The organism is Burkholderia sp. AU44665 (genome assembly GCF_030504405.1).
Classification (GTDB): Bacteria; Pseudomonadota; Gammaproteobacteria; order Burkholderiales; family Burkholderiaceae; genus Burkholderia; species Burkholderia semiarida.
Genome location: NZ_JAUJRI010000007.1, coordinates 220,176 through 241,829, shown reverse-complemented (window position 1 = coordinate 241,829; position 21,654 = coordinate 220,176). Strand labels below are relative to the sequence as shown.

Below are 21,654 nucleotides of genomic sequence, written 5' to 3'. Positions count from 1 at the left end.
GAGCGAGCGGCGGCGCGGGCCGCCCGCTCGCGGTGCAGCCGCTACAAACGCGTACAAATCAGACAAATCCCGGATACATCAGACCTTTCAAATGGGCGACGCCGCGCGACGAGGGCGCGCCGGATCGAAAGCCTGGGCGCGATCCCGCGCGCGGCATCTTCACTTTCCACTTCACGAAAGGATGCCGAACGATGTCTTCCACACCGTTTTCCCCGATGCGTCGCCACCTGCTGGCCACTTCCGTGGCCGCCGGGGTCTCGGCGATGCTGCCCACCGCGCTGCATGCCGCGACCGGCGCGAGCGGCATACGCCCGTTCACCGCGCACATTCCCGATGAAGCCGTGGCCGACCTGCGCCGCCGCATTGCCGCGACGCGCTGGCCGGGCCGCGAAACCGTCGCCGACGAGTCGCAGGGCGTGCGGCTCGCGCGCATGCAGGCGCTGCTGCGCTACTGGGGCACCGACTACGACTGGCGCAAGGGCGAGGCGCGCCTGAACGGTTTCCCGATGTTCATCACGGAAATCGACGGGCTCGACATTCATTTCATCCACGTGCGCTCTCGGCACGAGAACGCGATGCCGATGATCATGACGCACGGCTGGCCCGGCTCGGTCTTCGAGCTGTTGAAGGCGATCGGCCCGCTGACCGACCCGACCGCGCACGGCGCGAGCGCGGACGACGCGTTTCACGTCGTCGTGCCGTCGTTGCCGGGTTTCGGCTTCTCGGGCCGTCCGACGAAGACCGGCTGGGGTTCCGATCACATCGCGCGCGCGTGGGGCGAGCTGATGGCGCGGCTCGGCTATACGCGCTTCGTGTCGCAGGGCGGCGACTGCGGCTCGGTGATTTCGCACCGGATGGCGATGCAGCGCGTGCAGGGCCTCGTCGGGATTCACGTGAACATGCCGGCGACGGTGCCGCCGGACATCGCGACGCTGCTCCAGGTCGATGCGCCGGCGCCGGCGTCGCTGTCGCCGAAGGAGAAGGCCGCGTACGAGAAGCTCGCGACGTTCTACCGCGACAACTGCGGCTACTCGGCGATGATGGTCACGCGGCCGCAGACGGTCGGCTATGCGCTGGCCGATTCGCCGTCCGGACAGGCCGCGTGGATGTACGACAAGATCTCGCAGTGGACGTACAGCGGCGGCGTGCCCGAACGCTCGATTCCGCGCGACGAGATTCTCGACGACATTTCGCTGTACTGGCTGACGAACACCGCGACGTCCGCTGCGCAAATCTACTGGGAGGATCACTCGAACAACTTCAACGCGGTGGATATCTCGCTGCCGGCCGCGATCACGGTGTTTCCGGGCGAGATCTACCAGGCGCCGCGCAGTTGGGCGGAGCGCAGCTATCACAACCTGATCTACTTCAACGAAGTCGACAAGGGCGGGCACTTCGCCGCATGGGAGGAGCCGGAACTGTTTGCGCGTGAAGTGCGTGCCGGGTTCCGGCCGTTGCGGCGCGTGTAACCAGAGTGACACGACGAATGCGGGCCAGGCGGTGGCGCGGCCCGTGTTCGTTTTCAGGTAACCGCCTGCAAGGCCTGCGCAAACCGCTTGTCCGCGAGATACGCAACGTTGAAGCGGCAATACTTCGACGGACGATCGGCCTGCGGCGAAAACACCGCACCGGGCGCGAGAATCACGCCACGCTCGAGCGTTGCCTGCGCGAGCTGCATCGAATCGGGCCAGCCGGGCAGCGCGGCCCACAGATACAGGCTCTGGTCACAGGGCCGATAGACCTCCGCGCCGAGGCGGCCGAGCGCATCGAGCGCGGTGCCGGTCGCGCGCCGCAACTTCTCCTGAAGATGGTTCGTATGCCGGAGGAAATGACCATCGCTGACGATCGCGTCGAGCGTGCGTTCGCAGTATTCCGAGCTGCTGACGTGCGTCAGCATCTTCACGTCGGCGAGATCGCTGGCAAGCGCCGCATTGCACGCGAGAAACCCGACACGCAGCGCCGCCGACACCGATTTCGAAAAACTGCCGATATAGATGGTGCGGCGCAGCTGGTCGAGCGTCGCGATGCGCGTGAGCGAGCGCGGCCGCAGGTCGGCGAGCGCATCGTCCTCGACGATGATCAGATCGTGCGCGTCGGCGAGCTGCAGAATGCGGTGTGCCTTGGCCGCGCTCGTATCGGTCGCGGTCGGGTTGTGGCCGACCGATTGCGTGAAGAACAGCTTCGGCCGGTACGCGGCGACATGCTCGGCCAGTTTCGCGACGTCGGGGCCGTCGATCTCGCGCGGCACGCCGACGATGTTCGCACCGCTCAGCTTGAGCTTGCCGAACAGCGGGTAGTAGCCGGGATCGTCGACGAGCACGGTATCGCCGGGACGCACGAAGTAGCGCAGCACGAGGTCCATCGCCTGGTTCGCGCCGTGCGTGAGCACGATCTGCGCGGGCGGCGCCTCGATCTCGTAGCCGGCGAGCTTCTGCTGCAGCGACTGGCGCAGCGGCAGATAGCCGAAGCGGCTGCCGTAGCGGAACAGCGACGCGGCGCTCGTGCGCATGATGCGCTGCTGGTACTGGTTCAGCCGCGTTTCCTCGAGCCACTCGATCGGCGGGAAGCCTTCGCCGAGATTGAGCACGTCGGGCTTCACGTGCAGTTGCTCGCGCATCAGCCACACGATGTCCATCGCGCGGTCGAGCGAGCTCGGCTCGTCGATGTCGGGCACGGCGGCCGCGCGCCGCGTGACGAAGAAGCCCGAGCCGCGGCGCGGCTCGATCAGGCCATCGGCCGCGAGCATCTCGAACGCGCTGATCACGGTGTTCTTCGAGCAGCCGGACGCCTCGGCGTATTCCCTGATCGACGGCAGTTTCGCACCGGCCGGCAACACCCCTTCTTCTATCTGTCTGGCCAGATTGTCCGCCATTGCGCCAGACAGGCTGGCTTTCGCACGCTGTTTCATCGGAATGTTCCGTCGGGGCCGGCCCGCTGTCATGGGTACGGGTGGATGACTGTCTGCGCCGTCTGTACCTTTTCAATGGGTACAGTGTGACTATTATTCGGCTATCCGCTGCCTGCCGCAAGCGCCGACGGGCCACACCGCCACCCCGAAACAGCCGACCCATCATGCCGATCGATTCCGCCTTGCCGAACTTCCGCTCGCTCACGCCCGAGCAACGCCTGTCCCACCTGTCCCGCATCGTCGGGCTCGACGACGCCGAGCACGCGCTGCTCGCGAAACCGGGCGCGCTGCCGCTCGACACTGCGAACGGGATGATCGAGAACGTGATCGGCACGTTCGAGCTGCCGATGGCGGTGGCCGGCTACTTCCGGATCAACGATCGCGACGTGATCGTGCCGATGGCCGTCGAGGAGCCGTCGATCGTCGCGGCCGCATCGTATATGGCGAAGCTCTCCCGCGCGGCCGGCGGCTTCCGTACGTCCAGCAGCGGCCCGCTGATGCGTGCGCAGGTGCAGGTGATCGGCGTCGGCGATCCGTACGGCGCGCGGCTCGCGATCCTGCGGCACGCGGCCGAACTGATCGCCCTCGCGAACAGCCGCGACAAGGTGCTCGTGGGCCTCGGCGGCGGCTGTCGCGACATCGAGGTTCATGTGTTCCCCGACACGCCGCGCGGCGCGATGATCGTCGCGCACCTGATCGTCGACGTGCGCGACGCGATGGGCGCGAACACGGTCAACACGATGGCCGAAACCGTCGCGACCCGCATCGAGGCGATTACCGGCGGCCAGGTACGGTTGCGGATACTGTCCAACCTCGCCGATTTGCGGTTGGCGCGCGCGCAGGTACGGTACTCGGCGGCGACGCTCGCGACCGACGATTACGCCGGCGAGGACGTGATCGACCGCGTGATCGACGCATACGTGTTCGCGGCGACCGATCCGTACCGCGCGGCGACCCACAACAAGGGCATCATGAACGGCATCGATCCGGTGGTGGTCGCGACCGGCAACGACTGGCGCGCGGTCGAGGCCGGCGCGCATGCGTACGCGAGCCGCAGCGGCCACTATACGTCGCTGACGACGTGGGAGAAGGCCGCCAACGGCGACCTCGTCGGCACGATCGAGATGCCGATGCCGGTCGGGCTCGTCGGCGGCGCGACGAAGACGCATCCGCTCGCGCGCCTTGCATTGAAGATCATGAACGTGACGTCGGCGCAGGAACTCGGCGAAATTGCGGTCGCGGTCGGGCTTGCGCAGAATCTCGGTGCGCTGCGCGCGCTCGCGACCGAAGGAATCCAGCGCGGACACATGGCGCTGCATGCGCGCAACATCGCCGTCGCGGCCGGTGCGACGGGGGCCGACATCGACCGGATCGCGCAGCAGATGGTCGCGGCGAAGGACGTGCGTACCGATTTCGCCGTCGCGTTGCTCGCGGGCCGCAGCGGCGGCTGACCCGCGCGCTGCACGCCGCGCGATACAGGCGGCGCGCTGCGCGCCGCGCCGGCATGGCCGGCGACATATCAAACCAGGAGGAGACACATGGAACAGACCGGTTCAAGCGCCGTCGCACCCGCGCCGCATCGCGCCCGGCCGTTGGCCGGCGCCGATGCGGCGGCCACGACGCTCGTCGAGGTATGGGGCGATACGGTGGCGACGAAGCATCTTGCGTGGTCGGTGCTGCTCGGCATCGCGATCAGCCTCGGCGCGTTCGAGGTCGGCCGCATCGCGCTCGCGTCGTTCGTGCACGACGCGGCGATCGCACGCGCTTACGCGATGCTGATCGGCCTGGGCGGCTGCCTGCTGGGCGGTGCGATCTGCGCGCGGCTGTTCAAGCCGAAGCGCACGGTGATCGAACAGGCGGCGGGCGGCGCCGAGCGCGACGACGCATTGCGGCAACTCGCCGAAGCATCGGGCGGGCTCGGCTCGACGAACGACCTGTCGCCCGCCGCGCGCGCCGAGATGGAGGAACTCGGGTTGCTCGACCTGTTCGCGTCGTACGACGCCTCCACCGGGCGCGCCCGCGCGGGAGGCCGCTGATGGACGCGCTGCTGCATGCATTGCCGGCCGCGTTCGCGATGGGGCTGCTCGGCGCGATCGTGTTCTCCGCCATCGGCCTGATCTCCGGCACCGACGAAACGACGACGATCGCGCCGCTCACGTTGCTCGTCGCGCTGCTCGGCGTGCCGCCGGCCGGCGTGTTCACGTTTTTCCTCGCGGGCGCGGTGGCCAAGCACATCACGCACGCGATCCCGACCGCGCTGCTCGGTATTCCCGGCGACACGATGGCCGCGCCGCTGCTGCAACAGGCGACGCTGCTGCGCGCGCTCGGCGTGCCGCACATCGCGCTGCGCAAGATGATCTCCGGCGCGATCGTCGCGGCGTTCGTCGCACTGCCGCTCGCGGTGCTGTTCGCGTCGCTGCTCGCGCCGTTCGGCGCGGCGATCGCGAAGGCGGCGCCGTGGGTGTTCCTCGCGGCGGCCGTGGGTATCGCGTACTTCTCGGCGGGGCGGTGGGCGTCGGTACTGCTGCTCGTGCCGTTCGTGATGCTGGTGGTCGGCTTGCAGGCGCTCACCGGTCGTTACGGCGTGAAGCTGAGCGTCAGCTACTTCCTCGGGATCGCGATCGGGCCGCTGGTGGCCGACCTGTTCTCGATCCTGTCGCCGGCCGAGCGGCGGCGCATGCGTCGCGACGGGCCGTCGACGTTCGTGCTTGCGCCCGACGTGAAAAGCTGGCGCGGCTACTTCCCGAATCCGCTGAAGGTGCTCGACCGCGAGCAGGTCGCATGGACGGTCGGCACGGCCGCCGTGTCGAGCGCGACGTTCGTGTTCAGCCCGGTCGCGATGACGGTGCTGATGGGCGAGATCGTCGGTGCCCGCGTGCGTCATGCGTACCAGCGCCTGACGACGGTGATCGCCGCGCGCAACGGCGTGACGGAGGCGACCTACATCGCCGAAGCGCTGATTCCGCTGATCGCGTTCGGGCTGCCGCTGAGCCCGGTGGCGGCCGGCCCCGCGGCGCCGCTGTTCAATGCGCCGCCGCGCTTCACGGTCGATGCGGCGAGCGGGCAGATCAACAACCTGCATACGCTGATGAGCTGGCCGGCGTTCCTCGGCTACGGGCTGCTGTCGATCGTGCTGGCCGCGCTGATCGCGTATCCGCTCGCGATGCACCACGCGCACCGCGCGGCGTCGTTCGTCGCGCGCAAGCTGAGCCATGAAGCGATCATCGCGACCTTCGCGGGGCTGATCGTCGTGATCGGCGTGTGGGAAGGGCAACTGCTCGGGCTCGCCGTGATCGTGACGATCGGCCTGTTCGGCGGAATGCTGTCGCGCCTGTTCGCGTTCAACACGGGCGTGCAGTTCATGGGCTATTACGTAGCGGTGCTCAGCGTGCCCGCGATCGCCAAACTGTTCTGACGCGCCGGCGCCGGTCGCGGATGCCCGGCCATCGCGGCGAAACGTCGCTTTTCCGACGATTTTTGAATCGCTTTTTGTCGTGTTCGCACACAGATACGTTGGGATACAAAGCGCCCGGTCGGTTCGGATATAAAACCGGTGAAGCGATTCACACGACGGCGCGGTGCGATGCGCCGCCGCTGCGAACGACGATACCCGAATGCCCGCACGTGCCGCGGGCCCCTTCCTTAGCGATCGACAATGGAGAACGACTCATGTCCGATAACGTGAACACCCGCCGCCGCCTGATCCTGGGCTCGACGCTGGCGAGCCTCAGCCTGGCCGACCTCGGCTTCAGCGCGCTTGCGCATGCGCAGTCCGCGCCCGATGCATCGGCCGGCAAGCGTGCGGCCGGCGCCGCGTCGCTGGGCACGATCCACCAGATCGACGCGGGGGTGCTCAACGTCGGGTATGCGGATCTCGGCCCGAAGAACGGCCCGGCCGTGTTCCTGCTGCACGGCTGGCCGTACGACATCTACAGCTACGCGGAAGTCGCGCCGCTGCTCGTCGCGGCCGGCTATCGCGTGATCGTGCCGTACCTGCGCGGCTACGGCTCGACGACGTTCCGCTCGGCCGACACGGTGCGCAACGGCCAGCAGGCCGTCACGGCCGTCGACATCGTCGCGCTGATGGATGCACTGAAGATCGACCGCGCGGTGTTCGGCGGTTACGACTGGGGCGCGCGCACGGCCGACGTCATCGCGGCGCTGTGGCCGCAGCGCGTGAAGGCGCTGGTGTCGGTGAGCGGCTACCTGATCGGCAGCCAGGCGGCGAACGCCAAGCCGCTGCCGCCGAAGGCCGAGCTGCAGTGGTGGTACCAGTTCTATTTCACGACGGAGCGCGGCGAACTCGGCTACGCGCAGAACCGCGATGCGTTCAACAAGCTGATCTGGCAGCTCGCGTCGCCGAAGTGGCAGTTCTCCGACGAAACCTTTGCGCGCACGGCCGCGTCGTTCCAGAATCCCGACCACGTGGCCGTCGTGATCCACAACTATCGCTGGCGTCTCGGGCTCGCGAAGGGCGAAGCGCAATACGACGACATCGAGCGGCGTCTCGCGGCAGGCCCCGCGATCACCGTGCCGACGATCACGATGGAAGGCGACGCGAACGGCGCGCCGCATCCGGAGCCGGCCGCGTACGCGAAGAAGTTCACCGGCAAGTACCAGCACCGGACGATCACCGGCGGCATCGGCCACAACCTGCCGCAGGAAGCGCCGCAGGCATTCGCCGATGCGATCCTGCAAGTGGAGCATCTGTGATGCGGGCGCGCGTGGGAGTGTGGCGGCGCGGTGCGCGCCGGGTGGTCGCCGCGGGCGTGCTGCTGGCCGGTGCGTGGTCGGCGAGCGGGCCGGCCGCGTTCGCGGAACAGCCGAAGCCGGCCGCGGCCGCGTCGCCGATCTACGGCGTGACGATTCCGCCCGGCTATCGCAAGTGGGAAATGGTTGCGCCGGCAGAGGAAGCCGCGCCGCTCGACGAGTTGCGCGTGGTGCTCGGCAATCCGGTCGCGATCCGCGCGCTCGAAAAGGCGACGCTGCCGTTTCCGGATGGCACGATCCTCGTGAAGCTCGCGTACAAGCGCAAGCAGTCCGACGAGTTTCCGCCGGCGACGGTGCCCGGGCAGGCGACGACCGTGCAGGTGATGGTGAAGGACTCGCGCCGCTATGCATCGACGGGCGGCTGGGGCTTCGGACGCTTCATCAACGGCGTGCCCGCCGACATTGGCCAGCATCAGACGTGCTTTGCGTGTCACCAGGCGCGCGTGAAGAATCACGATTACGTGTTCACGCGGCTCGCGCCGTGACGTGACACGGCGGCGTGAAGTGGAGGGAAAGGCGTGCCTTGCGAGGCACGCCTTTTTTCATGGGTGCGCGGCGGGGGGGCGAAACGGATCACGCGCGTTTGTATCGCACTGTATCTGCGGTCGTTCCTGAAAAACTGGCATGCAGAACGCCCCGGTTTCGGAAACATGCCGGATACGTGCGCGGGTTCTACTGTCGACATGCAGCAAGCGTTCAGCGCCAGACGTTCACGCCGAATGCCAAGTGATCGACACCCCAACTTCCTTCAAGGAGAACTCTCATGAAAGCCGCTCGAATCCTCGCCGTTGCCGTCCTCGCCGTCGCTCCGGCCCTGTCGTTCGCCGATACGGGCCACGGCCTCACGCGTGCCGAAGTGCGCGCCGACCTCATCCGTCTCGAGCAGGCCGGCTACAACCCGGCCGGCAGCGAAGCGCACTACCCGGACGATATCGCGGCCGCGGAGCAAGCCGTCGCCGCCGCGCAGCAGGTCGCACGCTCCGACCAGAACGGCCCGTCGAAGTCGCAAGGCGACAACGTGGCCGATGCTTCGACGTCGGCCGGCCATCGCAACGCCGCCGACGACCTGTACGCGCATTCGTGATCGGTCGCCGCGCCCGCCTCACGTAGGTGTGGCGCGCGCTGAAGCACTTCACTTGAACAACACGACAAAGAAAGGAGCATGACGATGGCCGGTTTGATGAAACGCGTTCTGGTATCCGCCGCGGTAGTCGGCGGACTGTTCGGTGCGGTCGCGGCGCAGGCCGCACCGAAGGAAGACCTGAAGGGCACCAACGTCGTGCTCGTGCACGGCGCGTTCGCCGACGGGTCGAGCTGGAACCGCGTGATTCCGCTGCTCGAGGCGCGCGGGCTGCACGTGGTGGCGGTGCAGAATCCGCTGAGTTCGCTCGCCGACGATGCGGCCGCGACGAAACGCACGATCGACGAACAGAAAGGACCGGTCGTGCTGGTCGGCCATTCGTGGGCCGGCGTCGTGATCAGCGAGGCCGGCAATGACGACAAGGTGAAGTCGCTCGTGTACGTCGCGGCGTTCGCGCCCGACAACGGCCAGTCGATCGCGGACGTCACGCAAGGGCTGCCGGCGCCGTCGTGGGCGGGCGAGCTGCGCAAGGACGCGGGTGGTTTCGCGCGGCTGTCGGACAAGGCGATCGCGCAGGATTTCGCGCCGGATCTGCCGCCCGCGCAGCAGCGCATCGTCGCGGCGACGCAAGGGCCGTGGTACGGTGGCTGCATCTCGGAGAAGGTCACGCAGGCCGCGTGGCATACGAAGCCGTCGACGTTCGTCGTCGCGACGCAGGACCGGATGATCGATCCGAAGCTGCAGGAAGCGATGGCGAAGCGGATCGGCGCGACGGTCGCGCGCGTGAACGGGAGCCATGTCGCGATGCTGAGCCAGCCGAAAGCCGTGGCCGACGCGATCATCGCCGCCGCCGAGCGCGCGAAGCACGATACGCAGTGAGCGAACACGGCGCCGCGCTTTCGTGAGGATGCGCGGCGCCTTGAGTGATGGCGATGTCTTTCCACCAGGAGAAGTGATGACGCAACTCTGGCAACTGTCGGCAACCGAACTCGCGAAACGCGTGCGGCAGCGTGAAGTATCCGCGCGCGACGTGGCGGAATCCGTGCTCGACCGGCTGGACGCCGTGAATCCGGCGATCAACGCGGTGGTCGAGCATCGCCCCGACGACGTGCGGCGGCAGGCCGACGAAGTCGATCGTGCGATCGCGCGCGGCGACGATCCGGGGCCGCTCGCGGGCGTACCCGTCACCGTGAAGATCAACGTCGACCAGGCCGGCTTCGCGACGACCAACGGTACGCGCTTGCAGGAGAGCCTGATCGCGCAAGCCGACAGCCCGGTGGTTGCGAACATCCGCAAGGCCGGCGGGGTGCTGCTCGGCCGCACCAATTCGCCGACGTTCGCGTTGCGCTGGTTCACGTCGAATCTCGTGCATGGCCGCACGCGCAATCCGCGTAATCCGTCGCTGACGCCGGGCGGATCGAGCGGCGGCGCGGCGGCGGCCGTGGCGGCCGGGATCGGCCCGCTCGCGGTCGGCACCGACATCGGCGGCTCGGTGCGTTACCCGGCCTATGCGTGCGGCGTACACGGAATCCGGCCGTCGCTCGGCCGCGTGCCGGCGTTCAATGCGTCGTCGCCCGAGCGGGCGATCGGCGCGCAACTGATGTCGACGGCTGGGCCGATCGCGCGCACGATCGACGATCTATCGCTCGCGCTGCGGGCGTTCTCCGCACCGGACGCGCGCGATCCGTGGCACGTCGCGGCGCCGTTCGACGGGCGCGCGGTGCCGAAGCGCGCGGCGTTGTGCGTGCGTCCACGTGGCCTCGAGGTCGTGCCCGAAGTCGAGGCCGCGTTGCGCGATGCCGCGCGTCGGCTCGTCGATGCAGGCTGGACCGTCGACGAGATCGACGATACGCCGCCGATGCGCGAGGCGGCGCTGCTGCAGGAGCAGCTGTGGCTGGGCGACGGGTTCGACGCGCTGGCGAACGCGGTCGAGCAAGACGGCGATCCGGGCGCGGCCGCGGTGATCGCCGCGGTGCGCGGCAAGGTGCGCGACCTGCCGGCCGACGTGATCAGTCGCGCACTGGTTCGACGCACGACGCTGACGCGGCAGTGGCGGCTGTTTCTCGATGAGTATGCGGTGTTGCTGCTGCCTGTTTCCGCGGAACTGCCGTTCCCCGACGATCTCGACCGGCAAGGGCCGGACGGGTTCGAGCGCGTGTGGGAAGCGCAGCTCACGTTGCGCGCGCTGCCTGCGATGGGGCTGCCGGGGCTGGCCGTCACGACGTCGCTCGTGAACGGCGTGCCGGTGGGCGTGCAGGTGGTGGCCACGCATCATCGCGAGGATCTGTGCCTGCTTGCCGGGCGCGATATCGAGGCGCGTGGCGCGCCGGTCGCGCCGGTCGATCCGGTGGCGTGATGTGTTGACGGCGCGTGCATCGGCGAGGCTCGGCGGCTTCGTCGGTGCATCGCGTGGCCCGTGTCATTTCGGATTCCATGACGACGCGCGAAATGCGCGTCGATCGTCCCCCTCCTTTCTTTCAAACCCCTTCGATGCACAGCATCGAACGGCGTCGCTCTCCATCTCCAGCCTGCGATTGACCGCGCGCCGATAGCGCGCGTCCGCTATTGCATTCCCCGCGGCGCTGATTAGGAAATGAATTTTTATTGGTTCTGCTTCCCCGACCGCACTCGCATAGTGGCGCTGACGGCTATAGACAGCACGCAAGCTGCGACGGCCGCATTCCCGGTGTTTTTGTTCATACGAATCTGCGAGAACGAGGAAGTGTCATGACGGTTGAACTGCAAGAACGAACCGCTGCGCAGCAGGCGCTCGAAGACGCGCGCGCGGCAGCCGTGGCGGCCGGCACGCCCTACGCGGGCCGCGTCGCGCCGCAAGCCGCGTGGGCGCTGTTCGCGGCGGGCGATGCGTTGCTGGTGGACGTGCGCACGGCCGAGGAACGGAAATTCGTCGGTTACGTGCCGGAGTCGCTGCACGTGCCGTGGGCGACCGGCACGAGCCTGACGCGCAACCCGCGCTTCGTGCGCGAGCTGGAAGCAAAGACCGGCAAGGATGCGGTCGTGCTGTTGCTGTGCCGCAGCGGCAACCGCTCGGCGCAGGCGGCCGAGGCTGCCACGAAGGGCGGTTTCACGCAGGTATTCAACGTGCTCGAAGGCTTCGAGGGCGACCTCGACGACCGGCAGCATCGCGGCGGCCGCAACGGCTGGCGCTTTCGCGGCCTGCCCTGGGCGCAGGATTGATTCACGGCCGTTACGGGGAGAAAGCAGCATGGCCGCGTTCGACATCGACGACATCGTTCAATCGCTGCAGACGGTGCGCCGCGCATGGCGCGAAAAGCAGCGGCGCTCGCTTGAACCGGGCGGGCGCGATTTGCCGGCGCGCGAGGCACTCGCGCAGATCGTCGGCGCGCTGAAGGGCGTGCTGTTCCCGATGCGGCTCGGGCCGCCCGACCTGCGGCAAGAAAGCGAGAACCTTCACGTGGCCCACGCGCTCGACGCGGCGCTGAATGCGTTGCTCACTCAAGTGACGCTCGAATTGCGCTACGCGGCGCGTCAGCGCAATGCCGACGGGCCGCTCGACAACCTCGACGAAGTCGCGTCGAAGGCCGTGCAGGCATTCGCCGCGCGCCTGCCGGAGATTCGCCGGCTGCTCGACAGCGACGTGCTGGCCGCCTTCCACGGCGATCCGGCGGCCGGCAGCGTCGACGAGGTGCTGCTGTGCTACCCGGGCATCCTCGCGATGATCCACCACCGGCTCGCGCACGAGCTGTACGGGCTCGGCCTGCCGCTGCTCGCGCGGATCATCGCCGAGCAGGCGCATGCGGAAACGGGCATCGACATTCATCCGGGCGCGCGCATCGGCGCGGGTTTCTTCATCGATCACGGCACGGGCGTCGTGATCGGCGAGACGGCGATCATCGGCGAGCGCGTGCGCGTGTACCAGGCCGTCACGCTCGGCGCGAAGCGCTTCCCGCGTGATGCGGCCGGCCATCTGGAGAAAGGGCTGGCCCGCCATCCGATCGTCGAGGACGACGTGGTGATCTATGCAGGCGCAACGATTCTCGGCCGCGTGACGATCGGACGCGGCGCGGTGATCGGCGGCAACGTGTGGCTCACGCAGGACGTGCCGCCCGGCGAAAACGTCACGCAGGCCGTGCTGCGCAGCGAAGCGAATGCCGCGCCGCGCACGGCGGCGCGCGTCGCCTAGGAGGCGCGATGAGCGACCTCATCCATCACTTCGGCGCCAACGTGCGCAAGCTGCGCGAGGCGCGCACGTGGTCGCAGGAGCAACTGGCCGAGCATGCGGGGCTGAACCGCTCGTACGTCGGCGAGATCGAGCGCGGCGAGGCGATCGCGTCGATCGTCACGGCCGACAAGATCGCGCGCGCGTTCGACGTGTCGATCTCGACGCTGCTGCCGGGCGCGTACGTCACCTGAGCTCGCGCCGCATCGTTTCCCCTTCGGTTGCACGCCCCTGACGGCTATAGCATGTTGAGCCGGCACGGGTGTGCTTCCGATAATCACCGAGCGTCATAAGCAATCCCGTTTTTCATCTTAAGAACCCGGAGCCACACATGTCGACCGTTGCAAGCGGCACGGCCGCGCTGAGCGATCACGCCGCCCGCCAACTAGCGAACGCTACCAAGACCGTCCCCCAGCTTTCCACGATCACGCCGCGCTGGCTGACCCATCTGCTGCAATGGGTGCCGGTCGAGGCCGGCATCTATCGGCTGAACCAGGTGAAGAACCCGGAAGCCGTGCGCGCCGCGTGCACGCAGCTCGAGGACGAAAGCGTGCTGCCGCAGACCTTCGTGCCGTACGAGGAACAGCCGCGCGAATACTTCCTGAACGCGGTGAGCACGGTGCTCGACGTGCATACGCGGATCTCCGATCTTTACAGCAGTCCTCACGACCAGATCAAGGAACAGCTGCGCCTGACGATCGAGACGATCAAGGAGCTGCAGGAAAGCCAGCTGATCAACAATCCCGATTACGGGCTGCTCGCGAACGTGACCGACGAACAGCGGATCTTCCCGCTGACGGGCGCGCCGACGCCGGACGATCTCGACGAGCTGCTGACGAAGGTGTGGAAGGAGCCGGCGTTCTTCCTCACGCACCCGCTCGCGATCGCCGCGTTCGGCCGCGAATGCACGCGGCGCGGCGTGCCGCCGCCGACGGTCAGCCTGTTCGGCTCGCAGTTCCTCACGTGGCGCGGCATTCCGCTGATCCCGTCGGACAAGGTGCCGGTCGCGGACGGCAAGACCAAGATCCTGCTGCTGCGCGTCGGCGACAAGCGTCAGGGCGTCGTCGGCCTGTATCAGCCGGGCGTCGCGGGCGAGCAGGGGCCGGGCCTGTCGGTGCGCTTCATGGGGATCAACAACCAGGCGATCGCGTCGTACCTGATCTCGCTGTATTGCTCGCTCGCGGTCCATTCGCCGGATGCGCTGGCTGTCCTCGATGACGTCGAAATCGCCAAGTTCCATGACTATCCCGACACCTATCGTTAATCCCGGCGCGGCCGCCGGCGACGCGCACGCGTTGCCGCACGCGCCGCTGCCGGCCGGGTTGCCCGATCCGGCGACGCTCGCGCGGCTCGCGTCCGAGTTCTTCGCGACGCCGCCCGGGCAGGCCACCGCGCCCGGGCTGTCGGCGGGCAGCGGCGCGGTCGGCGGCGTGCCGTCGGCATTGCCGGCGGCGGCGCCGATACTCGCGTCGGTCAGCAACCCGGTGCCGGGCGGCTCTCCGCTTGCAGGCCCGGGCGGAGCGGGCACCGGCGTGCCGGGGCTCGCGCTGCCGCAAGGCAAGGTACCGGGCGCGAACCTCGCGCCGTCCGCGCCGACGCATGTGTTGTCGCTCGGCAACCGCGCACCCGCGCTCGCGCCGCATGCGGCCGCGCAGAACGGGCTGCCCGACAACGCCGTGTCGATCGCGCCCGCGCTCGAACCGCGGGTCGGCGGCGCGGCGCTCGGCGTGCCGCAGGTGAACGCGGCCGCACCGGAAGGCGCGACGAAGGCGTCGCCGTACTACTTCACCGACGGTTCGCTGCAGGGCTGGCAGGCGACGCCGCAGGACATCGTCGTGCCGTCGAACGGCCTCGCGTCGCCGGAAGCGTTCGGGTTGCCGGGCGACGACGCGCTGCGCGAACTGCTCGCCGTGCGTCGCGACGTGCCGGTGTCGCGTGGGTCGGGGGCCGACGTGCCGCGCTACTTCATCGACGACGCGCAGGCGGCCGAGCCGCAGGGCCAGCCGTATCGCGGCGCCCACCCGCCGTTCGACGTGAACGCGATCCGCCGCGATTTCCCGATCCTTCAGGAGCGCGTGAACGGCAAGCAGCTCGTCTGGTTCGACAACGCGGCGACGACGCACAAGCCGCAGGCCGTGATCGACCGCCTCGCGTACTTCTACGCACACGAGAACTCGAACATCCACCGCGCGGCCCACGCACTGGCCGGCCGCGCGACGGATGCGTACGAGCATGCGCGGGAAACGGTGCAGCACTTCATCGGCGCATCGTCGCCCGACGAGATCGTGTTCGTGCGCGGCACGACCGAGGCGATCAACCTGATCGCGAAGACGTGGGGCGTGCAGAACGTCGGCGAAGGCGACGAGATCGTCGTGTCGCATCTCGAGCATCACGCGAACATCGTGCCGTGGCAGCAGCTTGCCGCGCAGAAAGGCGCGAAGCTGCGCGTGATTCCGGTCGACGATTCGGGGCAGGTACTGCTCGACGAATACCGGAAGCTGCTCAACGATCGCACGAAGATCGTGTCCGTCACGCAGGTGTCGAACGCGCTCGGCACGGTCGTGCCGGTGAAGGAGATCGTCGAGCTCGCGCATCGCGCGGGCGCGAAGGCGCTGGTCGACGGCGCGCAGTCGATCTCGCACATGCGGGTGGACGTGCAGGCGCTCGATGCGGATTTCTTCGTGTTCTCCGGGCACAAGATCTACGGGCCGACCGGGATCGGCGTCGTGTACGGCAAGCGCGCGATCCTCGACGACATGCCGCCGTGGCAGGGCGGCGGCAACATGATCGCGGACGTGACGTTCGAGCGCACGGTGTTCCAGCCGCCGCCGAACCGCTTCGAAGCCGGTACCGGCAACATCGCGGATGCGGTGGGGCTGGGTGCCGCGCTCGATTACGTGAACCGCGTCGGCATCGAGAACATCGCGCGCTACGAGCACGATCTGCTCGCGTATGCGACGAGCGTGCTCGCGCCGGTGCCGGGCGTGCGGCTCGTCGGCACCGCGCGCGACAAGGCGAGCGTGCTGTCGTTCGTGCTGAAGGGCTATGAAACCGAGGAAGTCGGGCAGGCGCTGAACGAAGAGGGCATCGCGGTGCGCTCGGGGCACCACTGCGCGCAACCGATTCTGCGGCGTTTCGGGCTCGAGGCCACGGTGCGGCCGTCGCTCGCGTTCTACAACACGTGCGACGAAGTCGATGCGCTGGTGAGTGTCGTCAGGAGACTGGCGGCGCGACGTTGACGTCGTCGTTCTCGTTGCGCCGATGTTGTCCACTTGCGGCGGCCTTCGCGGGCCGCCGCAAGCGTTTTCATGCTACCCGCTCAGAAGCGCACGACCGGCTTCTTCTCGACGTTGAATCCGTCGCGCAGCATGCCCGTGATCGAACGCACGCGTTGCGATGCGCGACGACCGTATCGACCTCGTGTTCAGGCGTGCGCGGGAATGCCCGCCGGGGCGGCATGGCAGGTGAACGGCGAGCATTCGAAACGGACAAATACGCAGCGAATCAACGTCCGGCCAGCATCCGCCCGCCGACCCCTATCAGCAACAGCCCGGCCGCCGTATCGAGCACGGCCTTGCGCCGGACCAGCAGCCGGCGCACCGACGGGTGCGACGCGAGCAGCGCCATCGTGCAATACCACGCGGCCGAGATCGCGACCGACAGCACGACGACCGACAGATCGAGCCACGCCGGCGCGTGGGCCGGCACCATCAGCGCGAAGATGCTGCCGTAGAACGCGACGGATTTCGGGTTCGTCATGCTGACGACGTAGCCCTTTCTCGCCGCGTGCCAGTCGGACATCGCGGCCGGCGCGGAAACGGGCAGCGGCTTGCGCGCGGTCGCGATCATCTTCAGGCCGAGCCAGATCAGGTACGCGGCGCCCGCCAGCCGCAGTGCGGTGTGAACCCATGCGACGTGCGTGACGAGCAGGCTCAACCCGCCGATCGCGATCGCGGCCCAGGTGCCGGACGCCGCGGCCAGGCCGAGCCCCGTCATCACGCCGGCGCGACGCGACGCGACCGCGGTGGAGGTGACGATCACGAAGTTGGGGCCCGGGCTGGCGACGCTCAGCAGCAGGACGCCGGCGAGCGGCAGCAGGGTGTTGGCGATGGGCGACATGGGGCGGAAGCGGCGTGGCGGAACGGATCTTGATCTTACCCGAGCGCGGCAGGCGGCTCCGTCGAACCCGGCATTCCGTGGCGCCAAAGCAAACAACGCGTGACGACTTCCGTCGCCACGCGTTGTTGCAGGATTCTGCCCAACCGCGCGCACGCCGACAAACCGGCGCGCACGCTGCCGCGTCGTCAGAAATCGAACCCCGGCCCGCCCGCACCCGGGCCGCCCGGCGCGGCGGCCGGCGCCGCGTCCTTCGGCGCTTCGAACACGGTCGCATCCGTCGTCAGCAGCAGCCCGGCCACCGACGCCGCGTTCTGCAGCGCGGTGCGCGTGACCTTGGTCGGATCGAGCACGCCCGATTCGACGAGGTCGCCGTACTCGCCCGTCTGCGCGTTGTACCCGAAGTTGCCCGTGCCTTCGGCGACCTTCGCGACGACGACGCTCGCTTCCTCGCCCGCATTCGTGACGATCTGGCGCAGCGGTTCCTCGAGCGCGCGCAGCACGATCTTGATGCCCGCGTCCTGATCGGCGTTCGCGCCCTTCAGTTCGCGGATCGCCTGCCGCACGCGGATCAGCGCGACGCCGCCGCCCGGCACGATGCCTTCCTCGACGGCCGCGCGCGTGGCGTGCAGCGCGTCGTCGACGCGGTCCTTCTTCTCCTTCACCTCGATTTCGGTCGCACCGCCGACCTTGATCACCGCCACGCCGCCCGCGAGCTTCGCGACGCGTTCCTGCAGCTTCTCGCGGTCGTAGTCGGAGGTCGCCTCGTCGATCTGCACGCGGATCTGCTTCACGCGCGCCTCGATGTTCTTCGCATCGCCCGCGCCGTCGATCACCGTGGTGTTTTCCTTGCCGACCTCGATGCGCTTCGCCTGGCCCAGTTCTGCCAGCGTTGCCTTCTCGAGCGTCAGGCCGGTTTCTTCCGCGATGACTTGACCGCCGGTCAGGATCGCGATGTCCTCGAGCAGCGCCTTGCGGCGATCGCCGAAGCCCGGCGCCTTGACCGCGACCGTCTTCAGGATCCCGCGGATGTTGTTCACGACGAGCGTCGCGAGTGCTTCGCCTTCGACGTCTTCGGCGATGATCAGCAGCGGCCGGCCCGACTTGGCGACCTGTTCGAGCACCGGCAGCAGGTCGCGGATGTTCGAGATCTTCTTGTCGTGCAGCAGGATGTACGGGTTTTCGATCTCGGCGATCTGCTTGTCCGGATTGTTGATGAAGTACGGCGACAGGTAGCCGCGGTCGAACTGCAGCCCTTCGACGACGTCGAGCTCGTCGGCGAGCGACTTGCCGTCCTCGACGGTGATCACGCCTTCCTTGCCGACGCGGTCGATGGCCTCGGCGATGCGCTGGCCGATCGATTCCTCGCCGTTCGCGGAGATCGTCGCGACCTGGGCGATTTCCTTGCTGGTGGTGGTCGGCTTGCTGATCTTCTTCAGTTCGTCGACGGCCGATGCGACGGCCTTGTCGATGCCGCGCTTCAGGTCGAGCGGATTGAGCCCGGCCGCCACGTATTTCTGGCCTTCGCGGACGATCGCCTGCGCGAGCACGGTGGCCGTCGTCGTGCCGTCGCCGGCCGCATCGCTGGTGCGCGACGCGACTTCCTTCACGAGCTGGGCTCCGATGTTCTGCAGCTTGTCCGCGAGTTCGATTTCCTTCGCGACCGACACGCCGTCCTTCGTGACGACGGGCGCGCCGAAGCTGCGTTCGAGCACGACGTTGCGGCCCTTCGGCCCGAGCGTGACCTTCACCGCGTTCGCGAGGATGTTCACGCCTTCGGTCAGCTTCGACCGGGCGATGTCGCTGAAAATGATTTCCTTGGCTGCCATGATTGCGCTCCGTTATTGATTGACGACCGCGACGATGTCTTCCTCGCGCAGCACGAGAAACTCGTTGCCGTCCACCTTGACGGCTTGCCCCGCGTACTTGCCGAACAGCACGCGCTCGCCGACCTGAAGGTCGGGCACGATGCGCTGGCCGTCCGTGTCCTTGCGGCCGGGGCCCACGGCGATGACTTCGCCCTGATCGGGCTTTTCGGCGGCGCTGTCGGGGATCACGATGCCCGACGCGGTGGTGGTTTCCTGATCGAGTCGCTTCACGATCACGCGATCGTGCAAGGGGCGTAGGCTCATTGGTTCGTCCTGTGCGGTTCTGTCGAAATTGGCTGGCACTCTTTGGCAGAGAGTGCTGACGAGTATAAAAACGCGTGGCGACGCGATCCAATAACGGATTTCGAAAAGCATTTGCGCGAATGCGCTATGGACGAACAGCAGCCGGTGCAGGCCGTCAGATCAGCAGCGACACCGTCTTGAACAGCGCGAGGTCCTCCTTGCGCGCGGATCGCGCGTGCCGGCGGATGACATGCAGCAGGCAATCGATGAAGCAGCGCGCGGCGTCGCTGAGCGTGCTGCTGCGGCGCGTGACGATGCCGAGCTCGCGCGGTTCGAACTTCTCCTTCAGCGACAACGCGCGCATCCGGTCGCCGGACGGCGGCACGGCCGCGAGTATCGTCGGGCACCACGTGCACATGTCGGCCTGTTCGAGCATCGTCTGCAACATCGCGACCGACTGCGCGCGGACGATGCGCCGCTCGTCGATCCGGGCGCCGTGGCGCGTGAACAGATAGTCGACGAGCGCGGCCTGCCCGTCGGCCGCGAAGTTCAGCACCCAGTCGTTGTCGAGCAGGTCGTGGATCGACCGCGCGCGTTCGAGCGGATGGCCGGCGCGCACCATGACCGACGTCTCGTAGCGCAACATCGGCTCGCATGCGAATTCCTGCGTGCCGCCCGGCTGCACGTGCCCGAGCGCGAAATCCATGCTGCCGTCGCGCAGCAGCGGCTGCGCGACGGCCATCAGCGCGTCGTAGAGTTCGAGCCGCACGTCGGGCATGTGCTCGCGAAATCGCAGCACCGCTTCCGCGAGGAACGTCATCGTGAGCCACGGCGTGACACCGATGCTCAGTCGGCCCTCGACGCGGCCGCGCATGCGTTCGAGATCGCTCTGCGCGTGTTCGAGCTGTTTCAGCACGAGCCTCGCGTGCGTGAGCAGCGTCTTGCCGTAGTCGGTGAAGCCGATCCCCTCCGGCGCGCGCACGAGCAGCGGCAGGCGCTCGCTCGCCTCCAGCTCGCGCAGCGCACGCGTGACGGCCGCCTGCGACAGCCCGAGCGAGCGTGCCGCGCCGCGAATGCTTCCGGCCTCCGCGCTGGCGACGAGCGCCTGTAACTGATGCAGCTTGATCGTGCTCATGGTGCGATACCCGACAACGAAAGGTTGTCATCATAACGAAACCGCGGCTGTTCGACGGGATTTTCGCTACCTACGATTAGGGCACGATCGGTCATTCGGGCGATCGGCAACCGGAATGCATCGAGGAGAATCGGGTTGGACCATTCATCCATTCAGCCGGAAATGGCGGCGATCGAGGCGGAGATGATCGCGCTGCGGCGCCGGCTGCACGCGCATCCGGAGCTGGGTTTCGACGAGCATGCGACGAGCGATCTCCTGGCCGAGCATCTGACAACGTGGGGTTATCGGGTAACGCGCGGGCTCGGCGGCACCGGCGTGGTCGGCACGCTCACGCGCGGCGCCGGGAAGCGGCTCGGGCTGCGCGCCGACATGGACGCGCTGCCGATTCGCGAGGCCACCGGGCTGCCGCATGCGAGCCGGCACGACGGCGTGATGCACGCGTGCGGTCACGACGGCCATACGACGATGTTGCTCGCGGCCGCGCGCTGTCTGGCGGAACGTGCACGCTTCACGGGTACGCTGAACCTGATCTTCCAGCCGGCGGAGGAAGGGCTCGGCGGCGCGAAGCGAATGATCGACGACGGGCTGTTCGTGCGCTTTCCCTGCGACGCGGTGTTCGCGATGCACAACGTGCCGGGCCTGCCGGCCGGCGTGCTCGGCTTCTGCGACGGCCCGGCGATGGCGTCGGCCGACGAGGTGCGCGTGCGTGTGACCGGGCGCGGCGGGCATGGCGCGGCGCCGCACCTGACGGTCGATCCCGTGGTCGTATGCGCGTCGATCGTGATGGCGCTGCAAAGCGTCGTGTCGCGCAACGTCAATCCGCAGGATCTGGCCATCGTCACGGCCGGGTCGATTCATGCGGGCACGGCATCGAACGTGATTCCCGCGCATGCGGAGCTCGCGCTCAGCGTGCGAGCGCTTTCGCCCGACGTGCGCGCGCTGCTCGAAACGCGCATTCGCGAGATCGTGCACGGGCAGGCCGCGAGTTACGGCGCGACGGCCGAGATCGATTACCGCCACGACTATCCGGTGCTGGTCAATCACGCGGCGGAGACCGCGTTCGCGCGCGACGTCGCCCGCGAATGGGGCGGCGATGCGGCGCTGATTCCGCACCTGAAGCCGATCGCGGCCAGCGAGGATTTCGCGTTCATGCTCGAAGCGTGCCCCGGCAGCTACCTGTCGATCGGCAACGGCGACGGTGTCGGCGGTTGCGGGCTGCATCACCCGGGTTACGACTTCAACGACGCATGCGTCGCCATCGGCGCGAGCTACTGGATTGCGCTGGCGGAGCGCTACCTCGCCTGAGGCGCCCGCACGCTTTCGATCGACGAT

Annotated in this window: 20 protein-coding genes; 15 read left to right on the top strand and 5 right to left on the bottom strand. The window is 68.1% G+C overall.

All coding sequences use genetic code 11. The features are described from left to right. The first annotated feature begins 191 nt into the window (after positions 1-191). Entirely contained in the window at positions 192-1,469 is a 1,278-nt protein-coding gene (locus tag QZM15_RS17465) for an epoxide hydrolase family protein (RefSeq protein ID WP_060967959.1), read from the top strand. Between the two features lie 53 nt (positions 1,470-1,522). On the opposite strand, the gene QZM15_RS17460 is transcribed toward QZM15_RS17465, so the two are convergent. Then, on the bottom strand, positions 1,523-2,908 hold the full coding sequence (locus QZM15_RS17460; RefSeq protein ID WP_302106892.1) for a PLP-dependent aminotransferase family protein: 1,386 nt from the start codon (positions 2,906-2,908) through the stop codon (positions 1,523-1,525). A gap of 164 nt (positions 2,909-3,072) precedes the next feature. Here QZM15_RS17460 and QZM15_RS17455 point away from each other — a divergent pair, with 164 nt between their 5' ends. From QZM15_RS17455 to QZM15_RS17395, 13 genes are all read left to right on the top strand, one after another. Then, a complete protein-coding gene (locus QZM15_RS17455) occupies positions 3,073-4,359 on the top strand; it encodes a hydroxymethylglutaryl-CoA reductase, degradative (protein ID WP_302106891.1) in 1,287 nt (428 codons plus the stop codon). Between the two features lie 87 nt (positions 4,360-4,446). Beyond that, positions 4,447-4,944: a hypothetical protein gene (locus QZM15_RS17450; protein WP_302106890.1), complete on the top strand. Its 498-nt coding sequence runs from the start codon at positions 4,447-4,449 to the stop codon at positions 4,942-4,944. Further along, a complete protein-coding gene (locus QZM15_RS17445; RefSeq protein ID WP_302106889.1) occupies positions 4,944-6,323 on the top strand; it encodes a tripartite tricarboxylate transporter permease in 1,380 nt (459 codons plus the stop codon). The genes QZM15_RS17450 and QZM15_RS17445 overlap by 1 nt, the downstream gene beginning before the upstream one ends. A gap of 254 nt (positions 6,324-6,577) precedes the next feature. After that, the gene (locus QZM15_RS17440) at positions 6,578-7,621 is read left to right on the top strand and encodes an alpha/beta fold hydrolase (RefSeq protein WP_059579915.1); all 1,044 of its coding nucleotides are present in this window, start codon (positions 6,578-6,580) and stop codon (positions 7,619-7,621) included. Continuing rightward, the gene (locus QZM15_RS17435) at positions 7,621-8,163 is read left to right on the top strand and encodes a cytochrome P460 family protein (RefSeq protein WP_059579916.1); all 543 of its coding nucleotides are present in this window, start codon (positions 7,621-7,623) and stop codon (positions 8,161-8,163) included. The genes QZM15_RS17440 and QZM15_RS17435 overlap by 1 nt, the downstream gene beginning before the upstream one ends. A gap of 278 nt (positions 8,164-8,441) precedes the next feature. Further along, positions 8,442-8,762, top strand: a complete 321-nt coding sequence (locus tag QZM15_RS17430) for a DUF4148 domain-containing protein (protein ID WP_099317073.1) — start codon at positions 8,442-8,444, stop codon at positions 8,760-8,762. Positions 8,763-8,846: 84 nt separating this feature from the next. Continuing rightward, a complete protein-coding gene (locus QZM15_RS17425; protein WP_302106888.1) occupies positions 8,847-9,638 on the top strand; it encodes an alpha/beta fold hydrolase in 792 nt (263 codons plus the stop codon). 76 nt (positions 9,639-9,714) lie between these two features. After that, on the top strand, positions 9,715-11,115 hold the full coding sequence (locus tag QZM15_RS17420) for an amidase family protein (protein WP_302106887.1): 1,401 nt from the start codon (positions 9,715-9,717) through the stop codon (positions 11,113-11,115). Between the two features lie 371 nt (positions 11,116-11,486). Beyond that, the gene (locus QZM15_RS17415; RefSeq protein ID WP_302106886.1) at positions 11,487-11,957 is read left to right on the top strand and encodes a rhodanese-like domain-containing protein; all 471 of its coding nucleotides are present in this window, start codon (positions 11,487-11,489) and stop codon (positions 11,955-11,957) included. A gap of 28 nt (positions 11,958-11,985) precedes the next feature. Then, a complete protein-coding gene (gene epsC / locus QZM15_RS17410) occupies positions 11,986-12,924 on the top strand; it encodes a serine O-acetyltransferase EpsC (protein ID WP_059579927.1) in 939 nt (312 codons plus the stop codon). A gap of 8 nt (positions 12,925-12,932) precedes the next feature. Beyond that, positions 12,933-13,154 carry a helix-turn-helix domain-containing protein gene (locus QZM15_RS17405; protein WP_011356215.1) on the top strand — a complete coding sequence of 74 codons (222 nt, stop codon included), beginning with the start codon at positions 12,933-12,935 and terminating at the stop codon, positions 13,152-13,154. Positions 13,155-13,291: 137 nt separating this feature from the next. After that, a complete protein-coding gene (locus QZM15_RS17400; protein ID WP_006479760.1) occupies positions 13,292-14,224 on the top strand; it encodes a family 2A encapsulin nanocompartment shell protein in 933 nt (310 codons plus the stop codon). Continuing rightward, complete coding sequence (locus QZM15_RS17395; RefSeq protein WP_302106885.1) at positions 14,199-16,199, top strand: family 2A encapsulin nanocompartment cargo protein cysteine desulfurase; 2,001 nt, start codon at positions 14,199-14,201, stop codon at positions 16,197-16,199. Before QZM15_RS17400 ends, QZM15_RS17395 begins: the two co-directional genes overlap by 26 nt. A gap of 265 nt (positions 16,200-16,464) precedes the next feature. Here QZM15_RS17395 and QZM15_RS17390 read toward each other — a convergent pair whose 3' ends face one another. From QZM15_RS17390 to QZM15_RS17375, 4 genes are all read right to left on the bottom strand, one after another. After that, positions 16,465-17,079, bottom strand: a complete 615-nt coding sequence (locus tag QZM15_RS17390; RefSeq protein ID WP_060967952.1) for a LysE family translocator — start codon at positions 17,077-17,079, stop codon at positions 16,465-16,467. Positions 17,080-17,264: 185 nt separating this feature from the next. After that, on the bottom strand, positions 17,265-18,905 hold the full coding sequence (gene groL / locus QZM15_RS17385) for a chaperonin GroEL (protein ID WP_059579935.1): 1,641 nt from the start codon (positions 18,903-18,905) through the stop codon (positions 17,265-17,267). A gap of 12 nt (positions 18,906-18,917) precedes the next feature. Continuing rightward, a complete protein-coding gene (locus QZM15_RS17380) occupies positions 18,918-19,208 on the bottom strand; it encodes a co-chaperone GroES (protein WP_011694564.1) in 291 nt (96 codons plus the stop codon). Between the two features lie 154 nt (positions 19,209-19,362). Beyond that, entirely contained in the window at positions 19,363-20,322 is a 960-nt protein-coding gene (locus QZM15_RS17375) for a LysR substrate-binding domain-containing protein (RefSeq protein WP_302106884.1), read from the bottom strand. Between the two features lie 135 nt (positions 20,323-20,457). Between QZM15_RS17375 and QZM15_RS17370 the strand changes: the two genes are divergently transcribed. Beyond that, a complete protein-coding gene (locus tag QZM15_RS17370; protein WP_302106883.1) occupies positions 20,458-21,627 on the top strand; it encodes a M20 aminoacylase family protein in 1,170 nt (389 codons plus the stop codon). The last annotated feature ends 27 nt before the right edge of the window (positions 21,628-21,654 follow it).

Bases quoted from the DNA above. Each gene is read 5' to 3' on its own strand.
- QZM15_RS17420 (WP_302106887.1), top strand. From the start codon at position 9,715: ATGACGCAACTCTGGCAACTGTCGGCAACCGAACTCGCGAAACGCGTG.
- QZM15_RS17435 (WP_059579916.1), top strand. From the start codon at position 7,621: ATGCGGGCGCGCGTGGGAGTGTGGCGGCGCGGTGCGCGCCGGGTGGTC.
- QZM15_RS17405 (WP_011356215.1), top strand. From the start codon at position 12,933: ATGAGCGACCTCATCCATCACTTCGGCGCCAACGTGCGCAAGCTGCGC.
- QZM15_RS17455 (WP_302106891.1), top strand. From the start codon at position 3,073: ATGCCGATCGATTCCGCCTTGCCGAACTTCCGCTCGCTCACGCCCGAG.
- groL (WP_059579935.1), bottom strand. From the start codon at position 18,905: ATGGCAGCCAAGGAAATCATTTTCAGCGACATCGCCCGGTCGAAGCTG.
- QZM15_RS17450 (WP_302106890.1), top strand. From the start codon at position 4,447: ATGGAACAGACCGGTTCAAGCGCCGTCGCACCCGCGCCGCATCGCGCC.
- QZM15_RS17380 (WP_011694564.1), bottom strand. From the start codon at position 19,208: ATGAGCCTACGCCCCTTGCACGATCGCGTGATCGTGAAGCGACTCGAT.
- QZM15_RS17445 (WP_302106889.1), top strand. From the start codon at position 4,944: ATGGACGCGCTGCTGCATGCATTGCCGGCCGCGTTCGCGATGGGGCTG.
- QZM15_RS17375 (WP_302106884.1), bottom strand. From the start codon at position 20,322: ATGAGCACGATCAAGCTGCATCAGTTACAGGCGCTCGTCGCCAGCGCG.
- epsC (WP_059579927.1), top strand. From the start codon at position 11,986: ATGGCCGCGTTCGACATCGACGACATCGTTCAATCGCTGCAGACGGTG.
- QZM15_RS17395 (WP_302106885.1), top strand. From the start codon at position 14,199: ATGACTATCCCGACACCTATCGTTAATCCCGGCGCGGCCGCCGGCGAC.
- QZM15_RS17440 (WP_059579915.1), top strand. From the start codon at position 6,578: ATGTCCGATAACGTGAACACCCGCCGCCGCCTGATCCTGGGCTCGACG.
- QZM15_RS17430 (WP_099317073.1), top strand. From the start codon at position 8,442: ATGAAAGCCGCTCGAATCCTCGCCGTTGCCGTCCTCGCCGTCGCTCCG.
- QZM15_RS17425 (WP_302106888.1), top strand. From the start codon at position 8,847: ATGGCCGGTTTGATGAAACGCGTTCTGGTATCCGCCGCGGTAGTCGGC.
- QZM15_RS17465 (WP_060967959.1), top strand. From the start codon at position 192: ATGTCTTCCACACCGTTTTCCCCGATGCGTCGCCACCTGCTGGCCACT.
- QZM15_RS17415 (WP_302106886.1), top strand. From the start codon at position 11,487: ATGACGGTTGAACTGCAAGAACGAACCGCTGCGCAGCAGGCGCTCGAA.
- QZM15_RS17400 (WP_006479760.1), top strand. From the start codon at position 13,292: ATGTCGACCGTTGCAAGCGGCACGGCCGCGCTGAGCGATCACGCCGCC.
- QZM15_RS17390 (WP_060967952.1), bottom strand. From the start codon at position 17,079: ATGTCGCCCATCGCCAACACCCTGCTGCCGCTCGCCGGCGTCCTGCTG.
- QZM15_RS17460 (WP_302106892.1), bottom strand. From the start codon at position 2,908: ATGAAACAGCGTGCGAAAGCCAGCCTGTCTGGCGCAATGGCGGACAAT.